Annotated in this window: 16 protein-coding genes; 5 read left to right on the forward strand and 11 right to left on the reverse strand. The window is 66.7% G+C overall.

Features of this window, described 5'->3' with window-relative positions:
* Window positions 1–128 precede the first annotated feature (128 nt).
* Complete coding sequence (locus N800_RS09230; RefSeq protein WP_036137390.1) at window positions 129–1,043, forward strand: DUF808 domain-containing protein; 915 nt, start codon at window positions 129–131, stop codon at window positions 1,041–1,043.
* A gap of 55 nt (window positions 1,044–1,098) precedes the next feature.
* Here the strand turns inward: N800_RS09230 and N800_RS09235 are convergent, their stop codons facing one another.
* Window positions 1,099–3,702: an N-acetylmuramidase domain-containing protein gene (locus tag N800_RS09235; RefSeq protein ID WP_052108122.1), complete on the reverse strand. Its 2,604-nt coding sequence runs from the start codon at window positions 3,700–3,702 to the stop codon at window positions 1,099–1,101.
* 278 nt (window positions 3,703–3,980) lie between these two features.
* On the opposite strand from N800_RS09235, the gene N800_RS09240 reads away from it, so the two are divergent.
* A complete protein-coding gene (locus tag N800_RS09240) occupies window positions 3,981–6,329 on the forward strand; it encodes a putative bifunctional diguanylate cyclase/phosphodiesterase (RefSeq protein WP_156962941.1) in 2,349 nt (782 codons plus the stop codon).
* A gap of 6 nt (window positions 6,330–6,335) precedes the next feature.
* On the opposite strand, the gene N800_RS09245 is transcribed toward N800_RS09240, so the two are convergent.
* From N800_RS09245 to N800_RS09260, 4 genes are all read right to left on the reverse strand, one after another.
* The gene (locus tag N800_RS09245) at window positions 6,336–6,758 is read right to left on the reverse strand and encodes a universal stress protein (protein ID WP_036137392.1); all 423 of its coding nucleotides are present in this window, start codon (window positions 6,756–6,758) and stop codon (window positions 6,336–6,338) included.
* A 107-nt stretch (window positions 6,759–6,865) separates the two neighbouring features.
* Window positions 6,866–7,753 (reverse strand): hypothetical protein, encoded by an 888-nt coding sequence (locus tag N800_RS09250; RefSeq protein ID WP_232227581.1) that lies wholly within the window; start codon window positions 7,751–7,753, stop codon window positions 6,866–6,868.
* A 338-nt stretch (window positions 7,754–8,091) separates the two neighbouring features.
* Entirely contained in the window at window positions 8,092–8,718 is a 627-nt protein-coding gene (locus tag N800_RS09255) for a TetR/AcrR family transcriptional regulator (RefSeq protein ID WP_036137395.1), read from the reverse strand.
* A gap of 28 nt (window positions 8,719–8,746) precedes the next feature.
* Window positions 8,747–9,004 carry an acyl-CoA-binding protein gene (locus tag N800_RS09260; RefSeq protein ID WP_036137500.1) on the reverse strand — a complete coding sequence of 86 codons (258 nt, stop codon included), beginning with the start codon at window positions 9,002–9,004 and terminating at the stop codon, window positions 8,747–8,749.
* A 205-nt stretch (window positions 9,005–9,209) separates the two neighbouring features.
* On the opposite strand from N800_RS09260, the gene N800_RS09265 reads away from it, so the two are divergent.
* Window positions 9,210–11,201 (forward strand): SDR family oxidoreductase, encoded by a 1,992-nt coding sequence (locus N800_RS09265; protein ID WP_036137398.1) that lies wholly within the window; start codon window positions 9,210–9,212, stop codon window positions 11,199–11,201.
* 106 nt (window positions 11,202–11,307) lie between these two features.
* Here N800_RS09265 and N800_RS09270 read toward each other — a convergent pair whose 3' ends face one another.
* The 3 genes from N800_RS09270 to N800_RS09280 all read right to left on the reverse strand — a co-directional run bounded on the left by N800_RS09270 (window position 11,308) and on the right by N800_RS09280 (window position 14,380).
* The gene (locus tag N800_RS09270; protein WP_036137400.1) at window positions 11,308–12,282 is read right to left on the reverse strand and encodes a restriction endonuclease; all 975 of its coding nucleotides are present in this window, start codon (window positions 12,280–12,282) and stop codon (window positions 11,308–11,310) included.
* 214 nt (window positions 12,283–12,496) lie between these two features.
* Window positions 12,497–13,078 (reverse strand): phasin family protein, encoded by a 582-nt coding sequence (locus N800_RS09275; RefSeq protein ID WP_156962942.1) that lies wholly within the window; start codon window positions 13,076–13,078, stop codon window positions 12,497–12,499.
* 57 nt (window positions 13,079–13,135) lie between these two features.
* Complete coding sequence (locus N800_RS09280; RefSeq protein ID WP_036137401.1) at window positions 13,136–14,380, reverse strand: patatin-like phospholipase family protein; 1,245 nt, start codon at window positions 14,378–14,380, stop codon at window positions 13,136–13,138.
* A 188-nt stretch (window positions 14,381–14,568) separates the two neighbouring features.
* Here N800_RS09280 and N800_RS09285 point away from each other — a divergent pair, with 188 nt between their 5' ends.
* Window positions 14,569–15,282, forward strand: a complete 714-nt coding sequence (locus tag N800_RS09285) for a DUF8198 family protein (protein WP_036137402.1) — start codon at window positions 14,569–14,571, stop codon at window positions 15,280–15,282.
* Window positions 15,283–15,331: 49 nt separating this feature from the next.
* Here the strand turns inward: N800_RS09285 and N800_RS09290 are convergent, their stop codons facing one another.
* Window positions 15,332–15,607 (reverse strand): polyhydroxyalkanoic acid system family protein, encoded by a 276-nt coding sequence (locus N800_RS09290; RefSeq protein ID WP_036137404.1) that lies wholly within the window; start codon window positions 15,605–15,607, stop codon window positions 15,332–15,334.
* A gap of 84 nt (window positions 15,608–15,691) precedes the next feature.
* On the opposite strand from N800_RS09290, the gene N800_RS09295 reads away from it, so the two are divergent.
* Window positions 15,692–16,498: an FHA domain-containing protein gene (locus tag N800_RS09295; protein ID WP_084087428.1), complete on the forward strand. Its 807-nt coding sequence runs from the start codon at window positions 15,692–15,694 to the stop codon at window positions 16,496–16,498.
* On the opposite strand, the gene N800_RS09300 is transcribed toward N800_RS09295, so the two are convergent.
* Together N800_RS09300 and msrP are read right to left on the reverse strand one after the other, a co-directional pair.
* Window positions 16,467–17,114, reverse strand: coding sequence for a protein-methionine-sulfoxide reductase heme-binding subunit MsrQ (locus tag N800_RS09300; protein ID WP_036137408.1), 648 nt, complete (start codon window positions 17,112–17,114; stop codon window positions 16,467–16,469). The two genes, N800_RS09295 and N800_RS09300, sit on opposite strands and share 32 nt — an antisense overlap.
* Window positions 17,114–18,082, reverse strand: coding sequence for a protein-methionine-sulfoxide reductase catalytic subunit MsrP (gene msrP, locus N800_RS09305; protein WP_036137411.1), 969 nt, complete (start codon window positions 18,080–18,082; stop codon window positions 17,114–17,116). The genes N800_RS09300 and msrP overlap by 1 nt, the downstream gene beginning before the upstream one ends.
* Window positions 18,083–18,157: the final 75 nt, after the last annotated feature.

The raw sequence follows: 18,157 nt of genomic DNA on the forward strand, positions 1-18,157 counted from the left end.
GCAGGTCTTGGCCCGAAGCCTTGGGGCCCGCGGGGTGCGGCGTCCGGTTCCCCCGGCCGCTGGCCGTCATACCCCCTCGGGGGCTCTTGAGCCACAATTGGCCTTTCCCTTCATCGGACACCGAATCCATGGCCGGCGCCAGCCTGTTTACTCTCCTTGATGACATCGCCAGCGTGCTCGATGACGTATCCATCCTCACGAAGTTGGCGGCCAAGAAGACGGCGGGCGTGCTCGGCGATGACCTGGCACTCAACGCGCAGCAGGTGACGGGGGTCAAGGCCAACCGTGAGTTGCCAGTGGTCTGGAGCGTGGCCAAGGGGTCGGCTGTCAATAAGGCCATCCTGGTGCCGGCGGCGCTCGCCATCAGTGCGTGGCTGCCGTGGGCCGTGACGCCATTGATGATGATCGGTGGCGCTTTCCTCTGCTACGAGGGTGTGGAGAAGCTCGCCCACCGGTTCCTGCATTCCAAGCAGGAGGATGCGCAGCATCATGCCGAGCACCTGCAGCACCTGGCCGACCCCAACCTGGACGTGGCCGCTCTGGAGCGCGACAAGGTCAAGGGCGCCATCCGCACTGACTTCATCCTGTCGGCGGAGATCATCGTGCTGTCGCTGGGCGTAGTGTCGGGGCAGCCATTCATGCAGCAGGTGATGGTTTTGGTCGCCATTGCCGCGGCGATGACGGTGGGCGTCTATGGGCTGGTCGCCGGCATCGTCAAACTGGACGACCTGGGCCTGTGGCTCACGCAGAAGGGTCGGGCGCTGGCCGCTGTGGGGCGTGGCATCTTGATCGCCGCGCCGTGGTTGATGAAGGCGCTGTCGGTGGCCGGTACGGCCGCCATGTTTCTGGTGGGCGGTGGCATCCTGGTCCACTCCGTTCCGGTGCTGCACCATGCGGTGGAAGGCATCGCGCCGGACGGCTGGGTGGGGGCGGTCGTGACGGCACTGGCCAACGCGGGGGTGGGGATCCTTGCCGGCGCTGTCGTGCTGGCGGGCGTGACCCTCTTCAACAGGATGCGCGGAAAGTCAGCAGCCGCGCACTGAAGGATATGCCTCCCGCCGGGTCCCGGGTGGAGACGTCTGGTGGCACCGATGAGCCTTAGGCCTGGACCTTGATGAATGCCGTCACCGCTTCGCGGATGGCAGCGTCATTGTCCAGCGCCCCATGGCTGGTGGCGCGGGCCGCAGGCGTATTGGGCGCCCACGCGCCACCGGGCGTGGGCAGTTGGCGCACCATGCTGCCCCACGCGTGCGTGGGCAGCGCGGGCACCAGGTGCTTCTCCATGCCCAGCAATGGCGTTTCCTCATGATCCTCGAACGAGCGCGCCACCAGGTACAGCAGCGACTTGCCGTACGGTTTGCACGTGGGATCACCGCGCTCGGCCGCATCGGTGAGGTTGGACACCAGCACCGGAATGCGGCGTTGGGCGATGTAACCGCCCAGTTGCTGGTCGAACACGTCCAGCCGAACCGCGGGCGCGAGCAGACTGATTGAACGCACGTCCAGCCCTTGTTGCAGGGCGCGTCCGCCCAGCCACGCGTGCACGATGGCGCCGGCGGAATGCCCGACCAGGTGCAGGCGGATGCGTGGCAGGCTGGCTCGCAGGTCTTTGCGCTTGAGCCATTCGAACAACTGCGCGACGCCGGCGTTCTTCGCCCCCGACAAGGCATCGGCATTCTGTTTCATCTCGCCCCAGAGCTTGCCCCCGGGCAAGCGCGCCAGCCCCTCCAGGCGCTCGTCACGCCATTCCTCGAAGCGCTTGCGGAAGCGGTTCCAGCGCTCGCCGCCGGTCTTCTCCGCCTCACCCTTCACTGCGTCCTCGAAGATGTTGGACAGCGTGCTGAACGCGTCCGTTTCCCACATCAGGAAGATCGGGAACACGCGTTCGGTGTACAGGTGCGGGATCCAGGTGCGTGCCGTGGCGGCCGCGGCGTCCTCGCCGGTGAGCCCGCCGTGTGCATACAGTGCGATGTCCACCGCGTCGGTCTTCTTTAGGCCCCACGCGCGGCACGCTTCAGGCAAATGGTGTTCCAGCAGCAGGCGCAGGTCGTCGGGGCCGGTGCGGAAACGGCCACGGCGGCTGAGCTGGCCTTCGTTCTCCATGTTGATGACGAAGGGCGCGATCTCGTGGTCGGCCAGCGTGGTGTTGTTGGACACCACCGCCGCGCCCGTGCGCGCGTCCAGACGCAACGAAGTTGCACCCGCCACCGCTTCGTGCTCGACGGTAACCACGCCCAGTTGCACGACCCAGCAGTCCATGGCGTTCTCGATCCAGTCCTCGTAGGTCAGCACGCCAAAACCGCCGCGCCCCCATTCGCCGCCCCACGAGTTCTGGATGATGAAGCCCTCGCGGGTGTAGCCCACGATGGCAAACGCATGGCCCTGCTCCTGTGAGCCGGTGGCATGCTTGATCGTCGGCACCTCGTCCGCACTGGTAGGCGCGGGCAGCGTCATTTGCTGCATCTGGGCGTCCCAGCCCTTGTGGGTGAAGGCGCTGGCGTATACCGCGCCGGCCTCGCTGAGCGCGATGTGGATGTCGCGGATGTTTTCGGGGTCGATGCGGTAATAGGCGCCCAATGGCCGCTTCACCGCGTCCAGCCACCAGTCGTCCAGTGAGCCGGGCTTCGGACGGGGCATCGTGTTGCGCGGCCACAGGCGCTCGCAGCTGGCGCCATGGCGTGACCAGCCCTTGAGCGCGCCACGCAGCGAGGAGCCGCTATCGTCTTCCTCGTCGTCCTCGGCCCATTCGTCGTACCGGCGCGCCATGCTGTAGAGCATGTGGCCGGAGATCACCTCGACCGGGCGCCGGCCCCGATCAAGCAGGTATTCGATCACCGTGGCGAGCGCAAAGCCGGTGCAGGCATTGGTGTCGCCCTGTTGTTTGGTGGGATTGGGGTCCAGCGGCAACATCACGTCCGCCGGTGCCACGGCGATGCTGGGCCGGTATTCCCAGTCGCGCAGGTCGACAGGGTCGGGGCGGACGTTGCGGCGCTTGGGCAGGCGGCGACGCAGCGTGCTCAGCGGTGCGAACTCACTGCGGCCCGGAGGCAGCGTGCGCACGCTGGGTGTCGTAACCACGCGAGGCGGGGTATTCGCCCGACCTTGGGGGCCGCCTTCCTCCTTCGCTTCCGCCGCCAGTTGCGCGTAGGCGGTGGCCAGACGGGCCTCATAGCGGTGGATGGCATGCCCCGGTCCGTTGTAGACCGCGGCGAACGTGCGCCAGTCATGCTTGCGCAGCGCCTGCAGGAACGGCGGGCGCGCGACCAGACGGGCAAACACGGAGACCTGCTCGTCCGGGCCGCCATGCTGCGCCGCGACAAAGGCCTCGACGGTGTCGTGCCCACAGTAGGGGTAGTTGAAGCCCATGACCTGGAACAGGCCCCAGCTGGCAGATTGCAGCGCCGCGGCGCGGTCGAGCTGGCAGGCCTGGTCCAGACGCTTCCATTCGCCGGCCTGATTGCGTGCGTATTTGCGCGGATCCCACGCCGCGTGGCTCAGATGTGGGTGGCTGGCGTCGAACTGGCCACCGGTCAGTCGGTGGAAGGCGTGCCCTTCGAACAGGATCTTGGGCTTGGGGGTCCGGCCACCCACGAAGCCGCGCCCCGCGGTCTCCACGCGGGCAACGGCCTTCAGTGCGGTCTCGTCGACCTCCAGTGCCTTGGCCAGGTCGGTCCACGCCAGTTCGGAGACATCCCTGTTCATCTGAACACTCCATGTGGTCGGTCACGGTGGAGGCACAGCGTGGCATGCCCGTGTCTCGCAGATTGCAACGCCGACGATGCAGGAAACAGGCCACGCATTTCACGCCATCCAGCGACCTGTGCGTCTCTTCATTGCAATGTGTGACGGCTGTCAAACGCTCGCCGTGAGGTGCGGCCGGGTTGTGGCATCATCGAAAATCATGGCGTGCTCGCTGCGGGCGCGCCCGATCCGGCGATGGCAGACGCGCGGCAGTGACGGCATCGGAAACTCTACACATCGTGGGTGCGTGGCCTTGGGGCGGGCTGGTGGTGACGGGGGCGGTCACGCTGCTCGCGGGCTTCCTTGTCGGCGCATTGCTGCGTCGTAACCGGGTGCACGTGTCCCAGCTGGAAGCCGCGCATCGTGCCTTGCTGGAAGCTGACCGTGCGGCGGCTATCGGGCAGGGTGAGCTGACCCAGTCACGTGAGCGGGTCAAGCGCATGGAAGGGCAGCAACGCACCCTGTTCGTCGACAACCCCGTGCCCATGTGGATCCATTGCCCCACCAAGGGGTGTGTTGTTGCGGCCAACGTGGCGGCGCGCGCTGCGTTTGGATTGACCGAAGGGGTTGTCTCTCCCGAGGGCACGCCGGCTCATTCGTTGGCGTGGGTGCTGGACACGCTGGCGGCCCGTCGGCAGGAAGAGCGGCTGGGTGGCGAACGATGGTCGTTCCCGATGCCGGATGGGCGAATGCTTTCGGCCCAGTTGCAGGTGCGTGACCTTGAGTTTGGCGGTGTGCCATGCCTGTTGGTGACGGCGGTCGGCGCGGCGGATATGTTGACGGTCGACTCGGCGCCGCTGCGGCATGAGATGGCGCACGAGGGAGGACCGAACTGGGACGACGAGAAACGCCGGTTCGCGACCGACCTGCGCCTGTTGCGCCGTGCCGTGGAGACCACCGACAGCGGCATCGTGATCACCGACGCCACGGTGGCCGACCACCCGATCATCTACGTCAACCCTGCGTTCGAGCGCATCACCGGCTACGCGAGCGACGAGCTGGTGGGGCGCAACTGCCGCTTCCTGCAGGGCACCGACCGCGAGCAGGCGGCCGTGGACGCGATCCGGTCCGCTTTGCAGAGCGAACGCGACGTGCGCGTCACCCTGCGCAACTACCGACGCGATGGCAGTCTGTTCTGGAACGACCTGCACCTGACCCCGCTGCGCGCTCCCGATGGCGTGGTCACGCACCACGTGGCCATCGTCAACGACGTCACCGAGCAGCGGCATTACGAGGACCAGCTGGCCTATCGCGCCACCCACGACGACCTGACCGGACTGCCCAACCGTCAGTTGCTGCTGGATCGTCTGGAGCAGGCGATCCGCATGGCGGACCGCAATGGGTCCAGCGTCGCGGTGATGTTCATTGATCTGGACGACTTCAAGCTCATCAACGACACGTTGGGGCATGCCGCGGGCGACAAGGTGCTGCGCGCGGTGGCGTCGCGCTTGTCCGGGCTGGTGCGCGATACCGACACCGTGGCGCGATTCGGCGGCGATGAGTTCGTGGTGTTGCTCACCGAGCAGGGCGATGCCACGGCACGCAACGCGGTGATCGAGCGGGTTACCCATGCCATCTCGCAGCCCATCATCATCGACGGCACGGCCCACGCCATTACCCCCAGCATTGGGCACGCCAGCTATCCGGAATCGGGTTCGTCCGCGGACATGCTGTTGATGCGCTCGGACATGGCGATGTACCAGGCCAAGCGCCTGGGCCGTAACCGCGCGGTGGGCTATGACGCCAGCTTTGACGCCAACACCTCCGAACGCCTGCAGCTGGTCAAGGAACTACGCGAGGCGTTCGAGAACAACGAGTTCGTGCTGGCGTTCCAGCCCGTGTTCCACCGCGACGGTCGCCCGGTGGCGATGGAAGCGCTGGTGCGCTGGAACCACCCTGAGCAGGGCGAGATCCCGCCAGGCCGCTTCATCACGGTGTGCGAGGAAAGCGGCATGATCGGCGAGCTGGGCCGCCGGGTGCTGACCATGGCCGCGCAGCACCACAAGCGCCTTTCGGCCCTCGGGTTGGGTGAGTTCCGCATCGCGGTCAACGTGTCGGCCGCGCAGTTCGCCGAGTCGCTGTACGAGGACGTGCAGCAGGCGATGGCAACCTACGGCCTGCGTCCCGGCGCGCTTGAGCTGGAGCTGACCGAGTCCATGATCATGGACAACCCCGAGCACGCGATCGCGACGATGGAGGCGCTGACGCACTTGGGCGTGAGTATCGCGGTGGACGACTTTGGCACCGGCTATTCGAGCCTGGCCTACCTCAAGCGCCTGCCGATTCGCCGCCTCAAGATCGACCGCTCCTTCGTGCGCGACCTCGCGGAGAACTCCAGCGACCGCTCCATCTGCCAGTCCGTGATCGCACTGGCGAAGGCGCTGGAGCTGGAAACCGTGGCCGAGGGCGTGGAGACCGCTGCCCAGCGTGACTGGCTGGCGGAACACGGCGTGGACGAATTGCAGGGGTATTACCTGGGCCGCCCGACGCGTTTCGAGGGCGCGGTGGCTTTGATGGTCAAGGCGCTGCCCGCAGACCACCCAGTGGTGGCCAGGCTGACCCAGCCCATGGCGGCGGGCGTGGCCTAAGCCGGGTTAGCGGACGACGGTCACCGGGATCGGGCTTTCGGCGATCACCTTGGTCGCCACCGAGCCGAGGAACACGCTGGCCAGTGCGGTGTGGCCGCGCGAACCCATCACGATCAGGTCCGCCTTCAGGTCCTTGGCCGCCTTGACGATGGTGGGGGCTGGGGTGCCCACGCGCATGTCTTCCTTGAAGGTGATCTTGGCCCGGTTGAGTGCGGCCCGCGCCTGGCGCGTGGCGTAGGCGGCGTTGTCGGCGTGGTACTTCTCAACGCCTTGGGCGCCCAGTGAAACCGCGACGCTGCGCAGCAGGGGCTCGTCCGCGAACAGCAGCGTGACCTTGGGCGGTTTGGCCATGCTCGCGGCCAGCTTGGCGACATGCTTGACGGCGCGGGTAGCGACGGCGCTGCCGTCAACGGCGAGAAGAATGTGCATGTCGGCTCCTGGTCGAAAAGGGCGTGCGGGGCCCGGTACGGCCAGCTTAGCGCCGTGGCGCGACGGCCGTTTGACTGGCGTCAATCGGGCAACACACGACGCCTGACTTATTCGAGCTGCGCGCGGGCAAATGCCGCGTCCAGTGCATCCATCGCGTCCAGCGGTTTGAGCGCGCCGGCGACCTCATAGGCCTGGGCCGCCTCGGCTTCCTCCTTGTCGCCATGCAGGAGCAGCAGCAGGTTGCCGTGTTCGATATTGGCAATCGGGACCTGGGGCGTCAGGCGCAACGCAGTGCTCATGTGCTTCTTCGCCTCGCTGGCCTTGGCGCCGTAGGTCACGCCGCCGATCATGCTGCCGACCTTGCCGATGATCTCGCCGTGGTACAGCGCCATGGCGGTGTGCGCCTCGGCGTGATTGGGGGCCAGTTCGAGCGTGGCTTCGAGCGCGGCGCGCACCTTGCCGGCAATGCCGGCCTTGAGGGCTTTCACGATGCTGATGCACTGGCTGTAACGGCCCAGCGCGAAGGCATGGCGGAAATGGCTGTTGGCCTCGTCAGGCAACGCCTTGACCGCGGCCTCCGCCAGCTTGGCCGCCTGTTCGAAACGCTTGAGCTTCTCGGCGTCGTCGTCGACCAGATGCGTGGCGTGGATGCCGATGGCCTTGACCGCCACCGACGCACCCACGGGGCCCAGCGCGACGCCAGCGTCGTAGGCCGCCTTGAAGTCGCCTTCGTGGAACGAGCGCCAGGCATCCTGCAGCGCAGCGGCCAGGGCGTCCGCATCAAGGCCCTTGGGCGCCTGCTTGCCGGCGGCTGCGATTAGGGCGGCGGCCCGCTTCTTGTCGGGATAGGGTTCCTGGTCGCCGGCGTGGAGCTTGGACCACGCCTTCTTCAACGCATCGCCCTCGAAGGAAAAGCCCTGCATGTCCTTGGGAAGTGCTGCCCACGATGCCTTGCCTGCCATGACCTGTCCCTCGCTCCAGTGAAGCCCCAGCATCCCCAAAATCTCCTGTGCTGGCAATTGCTTGGGGGAGGGGGAAGGGCGGCCCGATAGTGTGTTTGCTCGGTTGGCGACCGCCACAGTAGCCTGCGGAACCGGTATGCCAACCGGTCAAGGGAGCCCTGTCCATGGCCGCCAGTACGCGTCGAACCCCGCGGTCCAAACAGACCACGTTTCGCCACCTTTGGCTGGCGGGACTCGGTCTGGCAGCGGTGGTCCGCCGTGAGGCGATGGCACTTCCGCAGCGCGTGTTGGCAGGCGGGAGGCACTGGAAGGACGAAGCGAACAGGCGGCGCCCCGGGGGCGGGGGGCGTCGCGACGGCGACTGAGCGGCGTCAGTCGCGGTAAGCGCGGGTGAGTGTGTGCAGGTGCATCCGCTCGGCATCACGCAGGAACGGCGCGATCAGCATCATCACCTGCACGATGCCCTGGCGGATCGCGACGTGCTCGTCCTTGTCGCCGCGGGCCGCCGAATAGTTGAGCCAGAAGGTGGCAATCAGCAGCACGTTGGTCGCCGTGGCCGCCAGCTCCTCGGCCGAGCCGCGCATCACCCCGGCTTTTGACAGGCCGCGAATGACCAGGTGCGCCTGCTCGTCGGCGCGCTTGAGGATGCGGGCGAACCGCAGGCGGAGCCGCCGGTTGCGGCTCAGTATCTCGACCAGATCCCGGTGCAGGAAGCGGTAGTCCCAGATGCACTCGAACACCATGTGCAGCTGCAACCAGACGTCTTCCAGCCCTGGCAATCGCCCCTCGGGCGCACCCAGCGCGCTGTCCATGCGCTCCTCGAAGCGCGCGAACAGCTGCTCGATGATGTCGTCCTTGTTGCGGAAGTGGTAGTACAGGTTGCCAGGGCTGATCTCCAGCTCGTCTGCGATGTGGTTGGTGGTAACGTTGGGCTCGCCTTGGGCGTTGAACATGCTCAACGCCATATCGAGGATCTTCTGGCGCGTGTCCCTGGCCACTAAGGCAACGTCCTCTGCGGGTGCGGCGTCAGCCGCGTAGTTTCTTCACCAGGTCGACGTACTTCTTCATGGCGTCTGCCTGGGGTGTGCCCTGGAGCTTGGACCAGGCCTCGTATTTGGCGGTGCCCACGAAATCGAAGAAACCGGGCTTGGGTCCGCTCACATCGCCTTCGGCCCCCTGCTTGTACAGCGCGTACAGGCGCAGCAGGGTGTCGTTGTCCGGGCGCTCGGCGAGTCCCTTGATGTCTTCGGCGGCTTGCTTGAATGCAGTTTGCAGGTCCGGCATGGGGCCCTCCCAGGCGCCACGAAGCAGTGGGGTCATCACACCATGCAGGTGGGGGGTGGTCAATACGGCGGGGAATTGTGGGCGCGTCGCCACTCTGGCAACGTAGGCGCGACGGCGCCGTGCGTGCCAGCGGGTCCGGGCCGGCGCCGGGCGCGCAAGCCGAATCCGCGATGGAGTGCGCCGGGACCACAACCAGGAGAGGGGCATGGGCTATTTCGTCACGGGCGCGACGGGCTTCATCGGGCGCTTTCTGGTCACCAACCTGCTGCTGAAGCGCAAGGGGCCGGTGCACGTGCTGGTGCGCAAGGACTCGGTGAAGAAGCTCGAGGCCATCGGCCAGAAGATGGGCTGGGACATGAAACGCGTGGTCGTGGTCGAGGGCGACATGACCCGCGCCAACTGCGGCGTTGCGCCGGCCAAGGTGAAGGCGCTGCAGGGCAAGGTGAAGCACTTCTTCCATCTGGCCGCCATCTATGACCTCACCGCCAGTGCAGAGTCGCAGCGCGCAGCGAACATCGAAGGCACGGCGCATGCATTGGACCTGGCCGCCGCGATCAAGGCAGGCTGCTTCCATCACACCAGCTCCATCGCCGCGGCGGGCCTGTATCCCGGCGTGTTCCGCGAGGATATGTTCGAGGAAGCCGAGGGCTTGGACGATCCGTACCTGCGGACCAAGCACGAGTCCGAGGGCCTGGTGCGTGCGGAAAAACGCATCAAATGGCGCATCTACCGCCCCGGCATGGTGGTGGGCCACTCGCAGACCGGCGAGATGGACAAGATCGACGGACCCTATTATTTCTTCACCTTCCTCAAGCGGCTGCGCGAGATGCTGCCGCCATGGATGCCTACGCTGGGCCTGGAAGGCGGTCGCATCAATATCGTGCCGGTGGATTTCGTTGCCGATGCGATGGACCACATCGCGCACAAGCCCAAACTCGACGGCCATTGCTTCCACCTGACCGATCCCGAACCGATGCGCGTGGGTGAGGTGCTCAACACCTTCGCCCGTGCCGGCCATGCGCCGGAGATGACCATGCGCATCGATGCGCGCATGTTTGCCTTCATCCCGGGGGGCGTGCGCATGGCGGTGGGCAGCCTGCCGCCGGTGCGGCGCTTTGTGGGCATGCTGCTGCGCGACTTCAAGGTGCCCAAGGAAACGCTGAAGTTCCTGACCTACCCGACGCGTTTCGACAACCGCGAAGCGGAGCGGGCACTGAAAGGCAGCGGGATCAGCGTGCCCCGATTGGACACCTACGCCTGGCGCCTGTGGGACTACTGGGAGCGGTATCTGGATCCGGACCTGTTCATTGACCGGTCGCTCAAGGGCAAGGTCAAGGGCAAGGTGGTGGTGATCACCGGTGGCTCCTCGGGCATTGGCCTGACCACCGCGCAGAAGGTCGCCGCCGCGGGTGCGACCACGGTCATCGTGGCGCGTGGCGAAGAGGAGCTGTTCAAGGCCCGCGACGAGATGAAGGCCGCCGGCGGCAAGGTGTTTGCCTACACGGCGGACCTGTCGGATATGGCCGATTGCGACCGGCTGGTGAAGACCGTGCTGGAAGAACACGGCAGGGTCGACATCCTGATCAACAACGCGGGGCGCTCGATCCGCCGTTCGATCGAGCTTTCCTACGACCGCTTCCATGATTTCGAGCGGACCATGCAACTCAATTATTTCGGCAGCCTGCGCCTGATCATGGGCTTCCTGCCTGGCATGACCGAGCGCCGCCGGGGGCACATCATCAACATCAGCTCCATTGGCGTGCTGGCCAACTCGCCGCGCTTCTCGGCGTACGTGGCATCGAAGGCAGCCCTGGATGCCTGGAGCCGATGCGCGCAGGGTGAACTGTCGGGCAAGGGCATCTGCTTCACCACGGTCAACATGCCGCTGGTGAAGACGCCGATGATCGCGCCGACCAAGATGTACGACAGCGTGCCCACGCTGACCCCGGATGAGGCGGCGGACCTGGTGGTGAAGGGCATCATTGAGCGCCCCAGTCGCATCGCAACGCGCCTGGGCATCTTTGCCTCGCTGATTAACGCGCTGGCGCCCAAGGCCTACGAGGTGGTGATGAATACTGCGTTCGAACTGTTCCCGGACTCGGCCGCGGCCAAGGGCGACAGGAAGGCGCTCAAGGATGAGCAGCCGAGCCATGAGCAGATTGCGTTTGCCTCGCTGATGCGTGGGGTGCATTGGTAGGCAAAGGGCTCCCGGGCGCGCGGGTGTAACGGGTAGCTGTTGAAGCGCGAAAGGCCGCCGGGGTTGCCGGCGGCCTTTCTGGTGTTTGAAGCGCTGCGGATCTACCTCAGAAGGTGGCGCACTGCAGGAAGCGCACGCGCGCTTCGCTGCCCGCGGGCGGCTGCAGGTGCAGGCGCGAGGTGCGGACCGCGTCGAAGTGCTTGACCACCGCGCAGATCTCGTCGACCCGCTGCTGGTTGGCATCCTCGGTTAGTTGCACCATCAGGGTCGAGCGGGTGGACCAGAACACCGACTCAATGCCGGGCAGGCCGCCGACCTCCTCAATGACCTGTTTGCGCTGATCGGCCTCGGGCATGGTGGAAACGCTGACGGTCGGTGCGATCGCAGGGGCAGGGGCGGCACTCGGGCTCGTCGGAGGGGGGGCGGAAGTCGGTGTGCTGACCGGCTGGGCCGAAGCCAGCGGGCCGGCTGCGGCGGTCTCCTTTGCGGTCCGACTGCCTTCGGGCGCAAGCAGCATGGCCAGGCCAAAGCCCACCACCAGTGCCCCGAGCCAGCCCAGTGCAGCGGTTCGCGTGATCTGCGCCCTGGCTCTTTCGTGCAATCCGTTGTGCACGCTGGGAGGCAACAATGGATCGATCAAGGGCCACAACGCGTGCCCATCGAGCATGTCGACGTGACCGGCGAGCTTTCGCGCGGAAGGTTCGATGTTGCCCAGCGTGACCAGGATGCCGCCGGCCGCACCATTGAGGCGAATCGCGTCGGTGAGCTCGCCGACCTGGGTGCCGGTGACGCGTGTTTTGGGGCCTTGCTTGCAGCTCAGCAACCAGGTCTGGCCACCCCGGGTGAGGCGCAGGTCGGTCTGTTCGGGGTTGTGTTCGTCGGGGTGGGCCTCGAAGCCCTGCGCCTGCAGCGCTTCGATCACGAAACGGGAGAATTCGCGCCAGCGCATGCCGGCCAGCGTGGCAATACCGCCGGCCACGATCAGTTGACGTTGCTTGACCAGCCAGAGGTACGCCATGAAGCCGCCGCCCAGCACGATGGCGACCACGAGCACGATGGCAATAAACGACGCGTTGAGCATTCCCACCCCGGAGTAGACACCCAGTCGCGCACTATACGTGTCCGACGTTATGGCGTTCAGTGCCGGTGGGCACAGGAAACCCGTGACCGCGGTCGGGGGATTGGTGGCGCAAGGGGCCCGCCAGTCCTTAACCGTAAGGGGAGGGGAGCAAACGGTAGGCGGGACTGGCGGGCTTGATCGGGCATGCGGTCAACGCATGCCGGGCGGCCTTGCTTTACGGGCTGGACGGCTTCGCCGGCGTGGCGGCCGACTTGCGGGCGCGCGGGGCGGTAGCCTTCTTCGTGGCTTTTTTCGCCGGGGCGGATGCGGCCTTGGTCGCGGTCTTGGCGGCGCGCTTGGCCGGGGCCTTGGCAGCCGGAGCCGGCTTGGTTGACTGGCGCAATTGCGTGGTCAGCGCATCGACACGGCGACTGAGTTCGTTGAGGTCGTCGCGGCCCGGCACTCCCAGCTTGTTCATCGCCCGCTGCACGCGGTCCTCGAACACCTTTTCCAGGCGATCCCAGGTGTCGGCCGCGCGCTCGCGGGCGTTGCCGACCTTGGTCTCCACGGCGTCGCGTACCGCATCGGCCTGGCCACCGGCCAGCTTGCGCGCGGTTTGTTCCAGGTTGAGGCCTTCCTTGACCAGCGCCTCGAACAGCTTGGTGCCCTCGCTCTGCGCGCGTCCGAAGGCCCCCATGCCGGCCAACCAGATCTGCTGTGCGGACTCGCTGATCGTCTTGGTCAAGCCCTCGGCCGAGTGCGTTGCGCCGGCCTTCTTGGCAGTGGACTTCTTCGCGGACTTCTTGAACGTGGCCATGGGGCCCTCAAGGGATGGGTGGGTTGTGTTCCAAGATGCGCCGCGGGTCTAGAGCTTTCACACCATGCCAGAGGTCGCACGCTGCTCCAACTCGTCCAGTGCCCGTCGCAGCCGCGCGGTGGCATCCGAATCGCGCGAGGCGGGCGGGAGGCCGTCGAAGATCGAGCGGCGCGGTTGGTTGACCACGCCCTCACGCAGCGCCAGACCATGGGCCGCCAGCATGGGGCGCAGGATCTCGGCGCGCCGGCGCAGGTCGGCGAGCGTGTTGCGGTAGCCGATCTGTGCGATGCGCGCCCGCGCGGAGAAACTGAAGGCGTTGGTAAAGAACATTTCGCCGTCCCGGGCGTTGGGCTCGAAGATCAGCTGGTCGATGTTGGGGTATTGGGTGGCGTACTTGGCCAGGCCCACCTGCATGCGCGACTGGAGCAGGGTGCGGAACGTCTGCGAGAGCACGGCGGGCAGGCCGCCGCGGGCGAGGCGCCCGGAATGGCCAGCACCGGCCTCCAGGCCCTGGTCCTCGCTCTGCGCATTGAACGGCACCAGCGGGTTGACGCCGATCAGCAGGTCGATGTCCTGCTCCAGCACAACCGAGGCGTGCATGGTGCGGCGAAGGGCACCATCGACAAAGCTGCGGCCACGGATCTGCACGGGCGGATACAGGCCGGGCAGGGCGGCGCTGGCCTGCACGGCCTTGGAGATGGGTACATCGCGCCATTGTTCACTGCCAAAGCGGACCGCCTCGCCGTTGTCCAGGTCCACCGCGATCACGTACAGCGGCACGTCCAGCTTGCGGAAGTCGTTGGTACGTCCGCGGCGGGTCAAGACGTCGCGCAGGAAGTGCTCGACTTGGGCATTGTCGAACAGTCCGGTGGGCACCAGGCCGCCGAAGCGCATGATGAAGTTGGACCAACCTGTGCCCCACGGTGCGTGCTGCATGTCGCCCCACCACTTGCGGGCGATGCGGGGCAGGGCTGCGGCGCGACGCATGTACTCGGCCACGGCGGGGCGCATGAAGTCGGAAGGGCGGAACACCGCGTCGTAGCTGTCGCCGGTGATGAAGATGCGGCAGATCTCCTCCGTGCGCATGCGGTTGGCGAGGCCGGCGGCGAGGAAGGCTCCGCTGCTGACGCCGACGTAGCAGTCCATGCGGTTGAGGTCCAGGCCTTCGATGGCCTCGTCCAGCGCGCGTAGGGCGCCGAGCTCGTACATGCTGCCGATGGGCCCGCCGCCGGCAATGGCCAGGCCGATGCGGGGCTTGCCGTGGGGGGCGCGGCGTTCGCGGGCGGTGTGGAGTGACAGCATGCGCAGCGGTACGGAGGGTTTGGCCCGAGTGTAGCCCAATCATGGACAAGGCCTGTGGCGGCGGCGTCACGGCCTGTGGCAACCGCGCCGGCCCTGGGGCAGTTCATCGGCAGGCCCTAGCGCAACGTGGCCGAAAGGGGACTCGGCGAGGTTGCGGCCGGGCAACCGGGCACCCGATCATCCGAGGCATGGCCCGAACCCGCGATCTGTCCGTCCGGCTCCCCGACCTGTTGCAGCGCCACCAGCGGTTGACCAACCCGGTACTCGAAGCGCGCAACCGGCTGCGCTGGCTACCCGAGTTGCGACGATGGCAGGCAGAGCGCTTGCGCCGCAGTTTCGCTCACTTCCTGGAGAACCCTCGCCACCGTGCGGCGGCCGAATTCTTCCTCAGCGACGTCTATGGCGACCACGACTTCAGCCGGCGCGATGCCGACATCGCCCGTGTCGTGCCGCTGATGCAGAAGCTGTTGCCGGACACGTTGCTGGCCAGCGTGGCGGATGCGGTCGAATTGGGTTTGTTGACCCACGCCTTCGACCTGCGCATGGCTGAGGTGTTGGAAAACCTCGCGCCCGGGCGCAAACGGCTGGATGATGCGCTTTACGGTGAGGCCTACCGCGCGAGCGGCTTGCCCCGGCTGCGCAGTCACCAGATTGACCTGATCGCCCGCGTGGGCAAGGACTTGGGACGGGGCTTGAAATTGCCTGGGGTCCGCATGTTGTTGAAGCTGTCCCGCGGGCCCGCGACGGCTGCCGGGCTGGCGGAGTTGCAAGGGTTTCTGGAGCGTGGCGTGGACGCCTTTGCGCGGTTGGGCGACCCGGCGGCGTTCGTCGCCGAGATCGAGCAGGACGAGCGCGCACTGTCACGCCGGCTGTTTGCTGGCGATCCCCGGACGCCGGGTTGAATCGGGCGGCCTTGCTTGCGTGGACGTGGCGCGCGGTTTTGCCGATGCGTCAGGCGAAGCGCTCGTCCAGTACCCGGCGGATCTCCGCTTCAATCGGGCCTTTCAACGCGCCCAACAGGAAACCCAGCTTGGCGGTGACGTGCACGTTGCCGGGCTGCAGCACAATGTGCCCATCCACGCCACTGCGGGTGAAATGCAGCAGGTCGCCGTCCCAATGGTGGTCCACGCCGAATCGCTCGTGCAGCTTCGCGGCCACTTCCTCGACGACGGCGCGGGCTTTGGCTGGCGGCAGCTTGTGGGCGTGATCGATGGCGATGTGCGACATGCGGGGACTCCAAGGGGTGCGTGAGTATTGTGGCGGCCCTTGCAGGTGCTTCCAAGTGGCCATGCCGTGCTAGATTTCCCGCACGTGACTGCCCCAAGACTCCGCTTCCCCCATCGTGACCACCTCGACCTGGTGCTGACACCGGGCGTGCATGCCGTTGGCCTCGACGCCGACGGTCGCCCGCGCCCGGTCGAAAGCGGTGTCGATGCGCGGGTGCAGTTCTGCGTGGACCGACGCGGCATCTGGCTGCAACTGCGCGAAGGCTCGCGCGGGGTTCACGTCAACGGGCGACCCGTGCGCCGGATGGCCATGCTGCGGCCGGGCGATGCGATCTTCTTCGAAGGCCAGTTGCTGCAGTTGCTGGGCACGGAGCCCTTGCCCGCACCTCGGGAGACCGTCCAAACCGACGGACAGGGACATGCCGTGCTGCGTGGCGTGGGTGGCACCCACCACGGTCGCGCCTTTCCGCTGGACCGCCCGCGCATGGTGGGCCGCAGCGCGGACTCGGACATCGTCATCACCGACCACGATTTCGCCGAACGGCACGCGCGCCTGGAGCCGCATCCCAATGGCATCGTGTTGCGCGACATGGGCTCGGAGACCGGGAGCACGGTCAACGGACATCCGGTCCGTCACGCGCTGCTGCGGGTAGGCGACCAGGTGGTCTTCGACACCACGCATCGGTTCGTGGTTGAAGCACCGCTGCGGGCGCTTGCCGAGACGTTGCCGGATTCGGAGCTGCTGGAGTCGGACGAAGCGGCGCCGGTGTTGATCAATACGGGACGGCGGGCGACGCTGTCGACCTCGGTGCGGCGTATCCCCTGGCTGTTGCTGGCCGCGCTGATGCTGGCCACCCTGCTTAGCTTGCTGCTGCTTTTTGGCGCGCGCTGACGCCGCGCCACCGCTGCACCACGCGCCAGCCCAGCAACGTGGCCAGAATCACCGCATAGAGCAGCGGTTCGCGGATGTCGGACTTCACTAGCCACCAGAAGTGCAGCACGGCCAGGATGCCGATGGCGTAGATGGCCTTGTGCAGCCGGGCCCAATGGCGGCCCAACCGGCGGATCGCGGCCTGCGTCGATGTGGCAGCGAGTGGGAGCAGCAACAGCCACGCCAGGAAGCCCACGGTGATGTAGGGTCGTTTGGCGATCTCTTCGAAGATCTGGGTCCAGTAGCCGCGCAGATCCAGAACGAGATAGGCCGTCAGGTGCAACGTGGCATACACGAACGTGTACAGGCCCAGCATGCGCCGGAAGCGCAGGAGCACGGTCTGCCCGGTGAGTTGGCGCAGCGGGGTGATGGCCAGGGTCAGCATCAGCAGGCGCAGCGCCCACAGGCCGAGTCGATGCTCGATCTCCGCGACCGGATCAGCGCCCAAGGCACCGCTGCCGGTGAGGAACTCCTCGCGGATCTGCATCGCCAGGATGGCCGCAGGCGTCAGCGCCAGCGCATGGACCATCGCCTTGAGCGCCAGGTTGGCCCGGGAGGAGGGCCGCCACGGTGCCATCAGAACCACTTCCTCAGGTCCATGCCTTTGTACATGCCGGCCACCTGTTCGGCGTAGCCGTTGAACAGCCGCGTGGGGATGCGCTCGGCGAACAGTTTGCTGGCCGTACCTGCGATCCGCCGCTCTGTCTTCTGGCTCCAGCGCGGATGGTCCACGTTGGGATTGACGTTGGAGAAGAAGCCGTATTCGTCCGGCTGCAGGTCGTTCCATGCGGTCGGCGGCATCTTCTCGACGAAGCGGATTTCGACGATCGACTTGATGCTCTTGAACCCGTACTTCCATGGCACCACCAGCCTCAGCGGCGCGCCGTTCTGTTGCGGCAGCGGCTTGCCGTACAGTCCCGTGGCCAGCAGTGTGAGGGGGTGCATGGCCTCGTCGATGCGCAGGCCCTCGCGGTAGGGCCAGTCGATGCTGCGGTACACCAGCCCCGGCATCTGCCGTGGGTCGGCCAGCGTGGTGAAAGCCACGTACTTCGCCTTCGAGGTGGGCTGGAACCGCTTGAGCACTGCAGCCAGCGGTACGCCCAGCCACGGAATCACCATCGACCAGCCTTCCACGCAGCGCAGGCGGTAGACCCGCTCCTCGGGCGTGAGGCCCTTGAGCAGGTCGGTCTGGTCCAGCACGCCGGGCTTGGCACACTCGCCGCTGACCGCGATGGTCCATGGCGAAGTGCGCAGGGTCTTGCGTGCCTTGGACGGGTCGGCCTTGCCGGTGCCGAACTCGTAGAAGTTGTTGTAGCTGGTGACGTCCTCGATGCGCGTCAGGGTCTCGTCGGTGCGAAAGCCCGAACGCGCCTGCTGGGGCGTGATGGGCGCCCTGGGGGGCGCCGGTGGGTCAGCCTCGGCGCAGCCGGGCAGGGCCAGGGCAGTGCTGGCCGCCAGCGCTGCGATCAGGCGCCGGCGATCACGGTACACCGCCTCGTCGGTAATCTCGGTGGCGGGAATGCGGAGGGCATCGCGAAGGGACATGGGACGACGTCGAGAGGGGGTCTTTCCAGTAGACAGCGGCGACGGTTAAGAAGTTGCATCGTCGCCAGTACGAGG

Source organism: Lysobacter daejeonensis GH1-9, assembly GCF_000768355.1.
In the GTDB taxonomy this organism is placed as follows: Bacteria; Pseudomonadota; Gammaproteobacteria; order Xanthomonadales; family Xanthomonadaceae; genus Aerolutibacter; species Aerolutibacter daejeonensis.

What these genes read in the sequence shown, in the direction of transcription:
- N800_RS09230 (WP_036137390.1), top strand. Translation starts at nt 129, where the DNA reads ATGGCCGGCGCCAGCCTGTTTACTCTCCTTGATGACATCGCCAGCGTG.
- N800_RS09235 (WP_052108122.1), bottom strand. Translation starts at nt 3,702, where the DNA reads ATGAACAGGGATGTCTCCGAACTGGCGTGGACCGACCTGGCCAAGGCA.
- N800_RS09245 (WP_036137392.1), bottom strand. Translation starts at nt 6,758, where the DNA reads ATGCACATTCTTCTCGCCGTTGACGGCAGCGCCGTCGCTACCCGCGCC.
- N800_RS09250 (WP_232227581.1), bottom strand. Translation starts at nt 7,753, where the DNA reads ATGCTGGGGCTTCACTGGAGCGAGGGACAGGTCATGGCAGGCAAGGCA.
- N800_RS09260 (WP_036137500.1), bottom strand. Translation starts at nt 9,004, where the DNA reads ATGCCGGACCTGCAAACTGCATTCAAGCAAGCCGCCGAAGACATCAAG.
- N800_RS09265 (WP_036137398.1), top strand. Translation starts at nt 9,210, where the DNA reads ATGGGCTATTTCGTCACGGGCGCGACGGGCTTCATCGGGCGCTTTCTG.
- N800_RS09270 (WP_036137400.1), bottom strand. Translation starts at nt 12,282, where the DNA reads ATGCTCAACGCGTCGTTTATTGCCATCGTGCTCGTGGTCGCCATCGTG.
- N800_RS09275 (WP_156962942.1), bottom strand. Translation starts at nt 13,078, where the DNA reads ATGGCCACGTTCAAGAAGTCCGCGAAGAAGTCCACTGCCAAGAAGGCC.
- N800_RS09280 (WP_036137401.1), bottom strand. Translation starts at nt 14,380, where the DNA reads ATGCTGTCACTCCACACCGCCCGCGAACGCCGCGCCCCCCACGGCAAG.
- N800_RS09285 (WP_036137402.1), top strand. Translation starts at nt 14,569, where the DNA reads ATGGCCCGAACCCGCGATCTGTCCGTCCGGCTCCCCGACCTGTTGCAG.
- N800_RS09290 (WP_036137404.1), bottom strand. Translation starts at nt 15,607, where the DNA reads ATGTCGCACATCGCCATCGATCACGCCCACAAGCTGCCGCCAGCCAAA.
- N800_RS09300 (WP_036137408.1), bottom strand. Translation starts at nt 17,114, where the DNA reads ATGGCACCGTGGCGGCCCTCCTCCCGGGCCAACCTGGCGCTCAAGGCG.
- msrP (WP_036137411.1), bottom strand. Translation starts at nt 18,082, where the DNA reads ATGTCCCTTCGCGATGCCCTCCGCATTCCCGCCACCGAGATTACCGAC.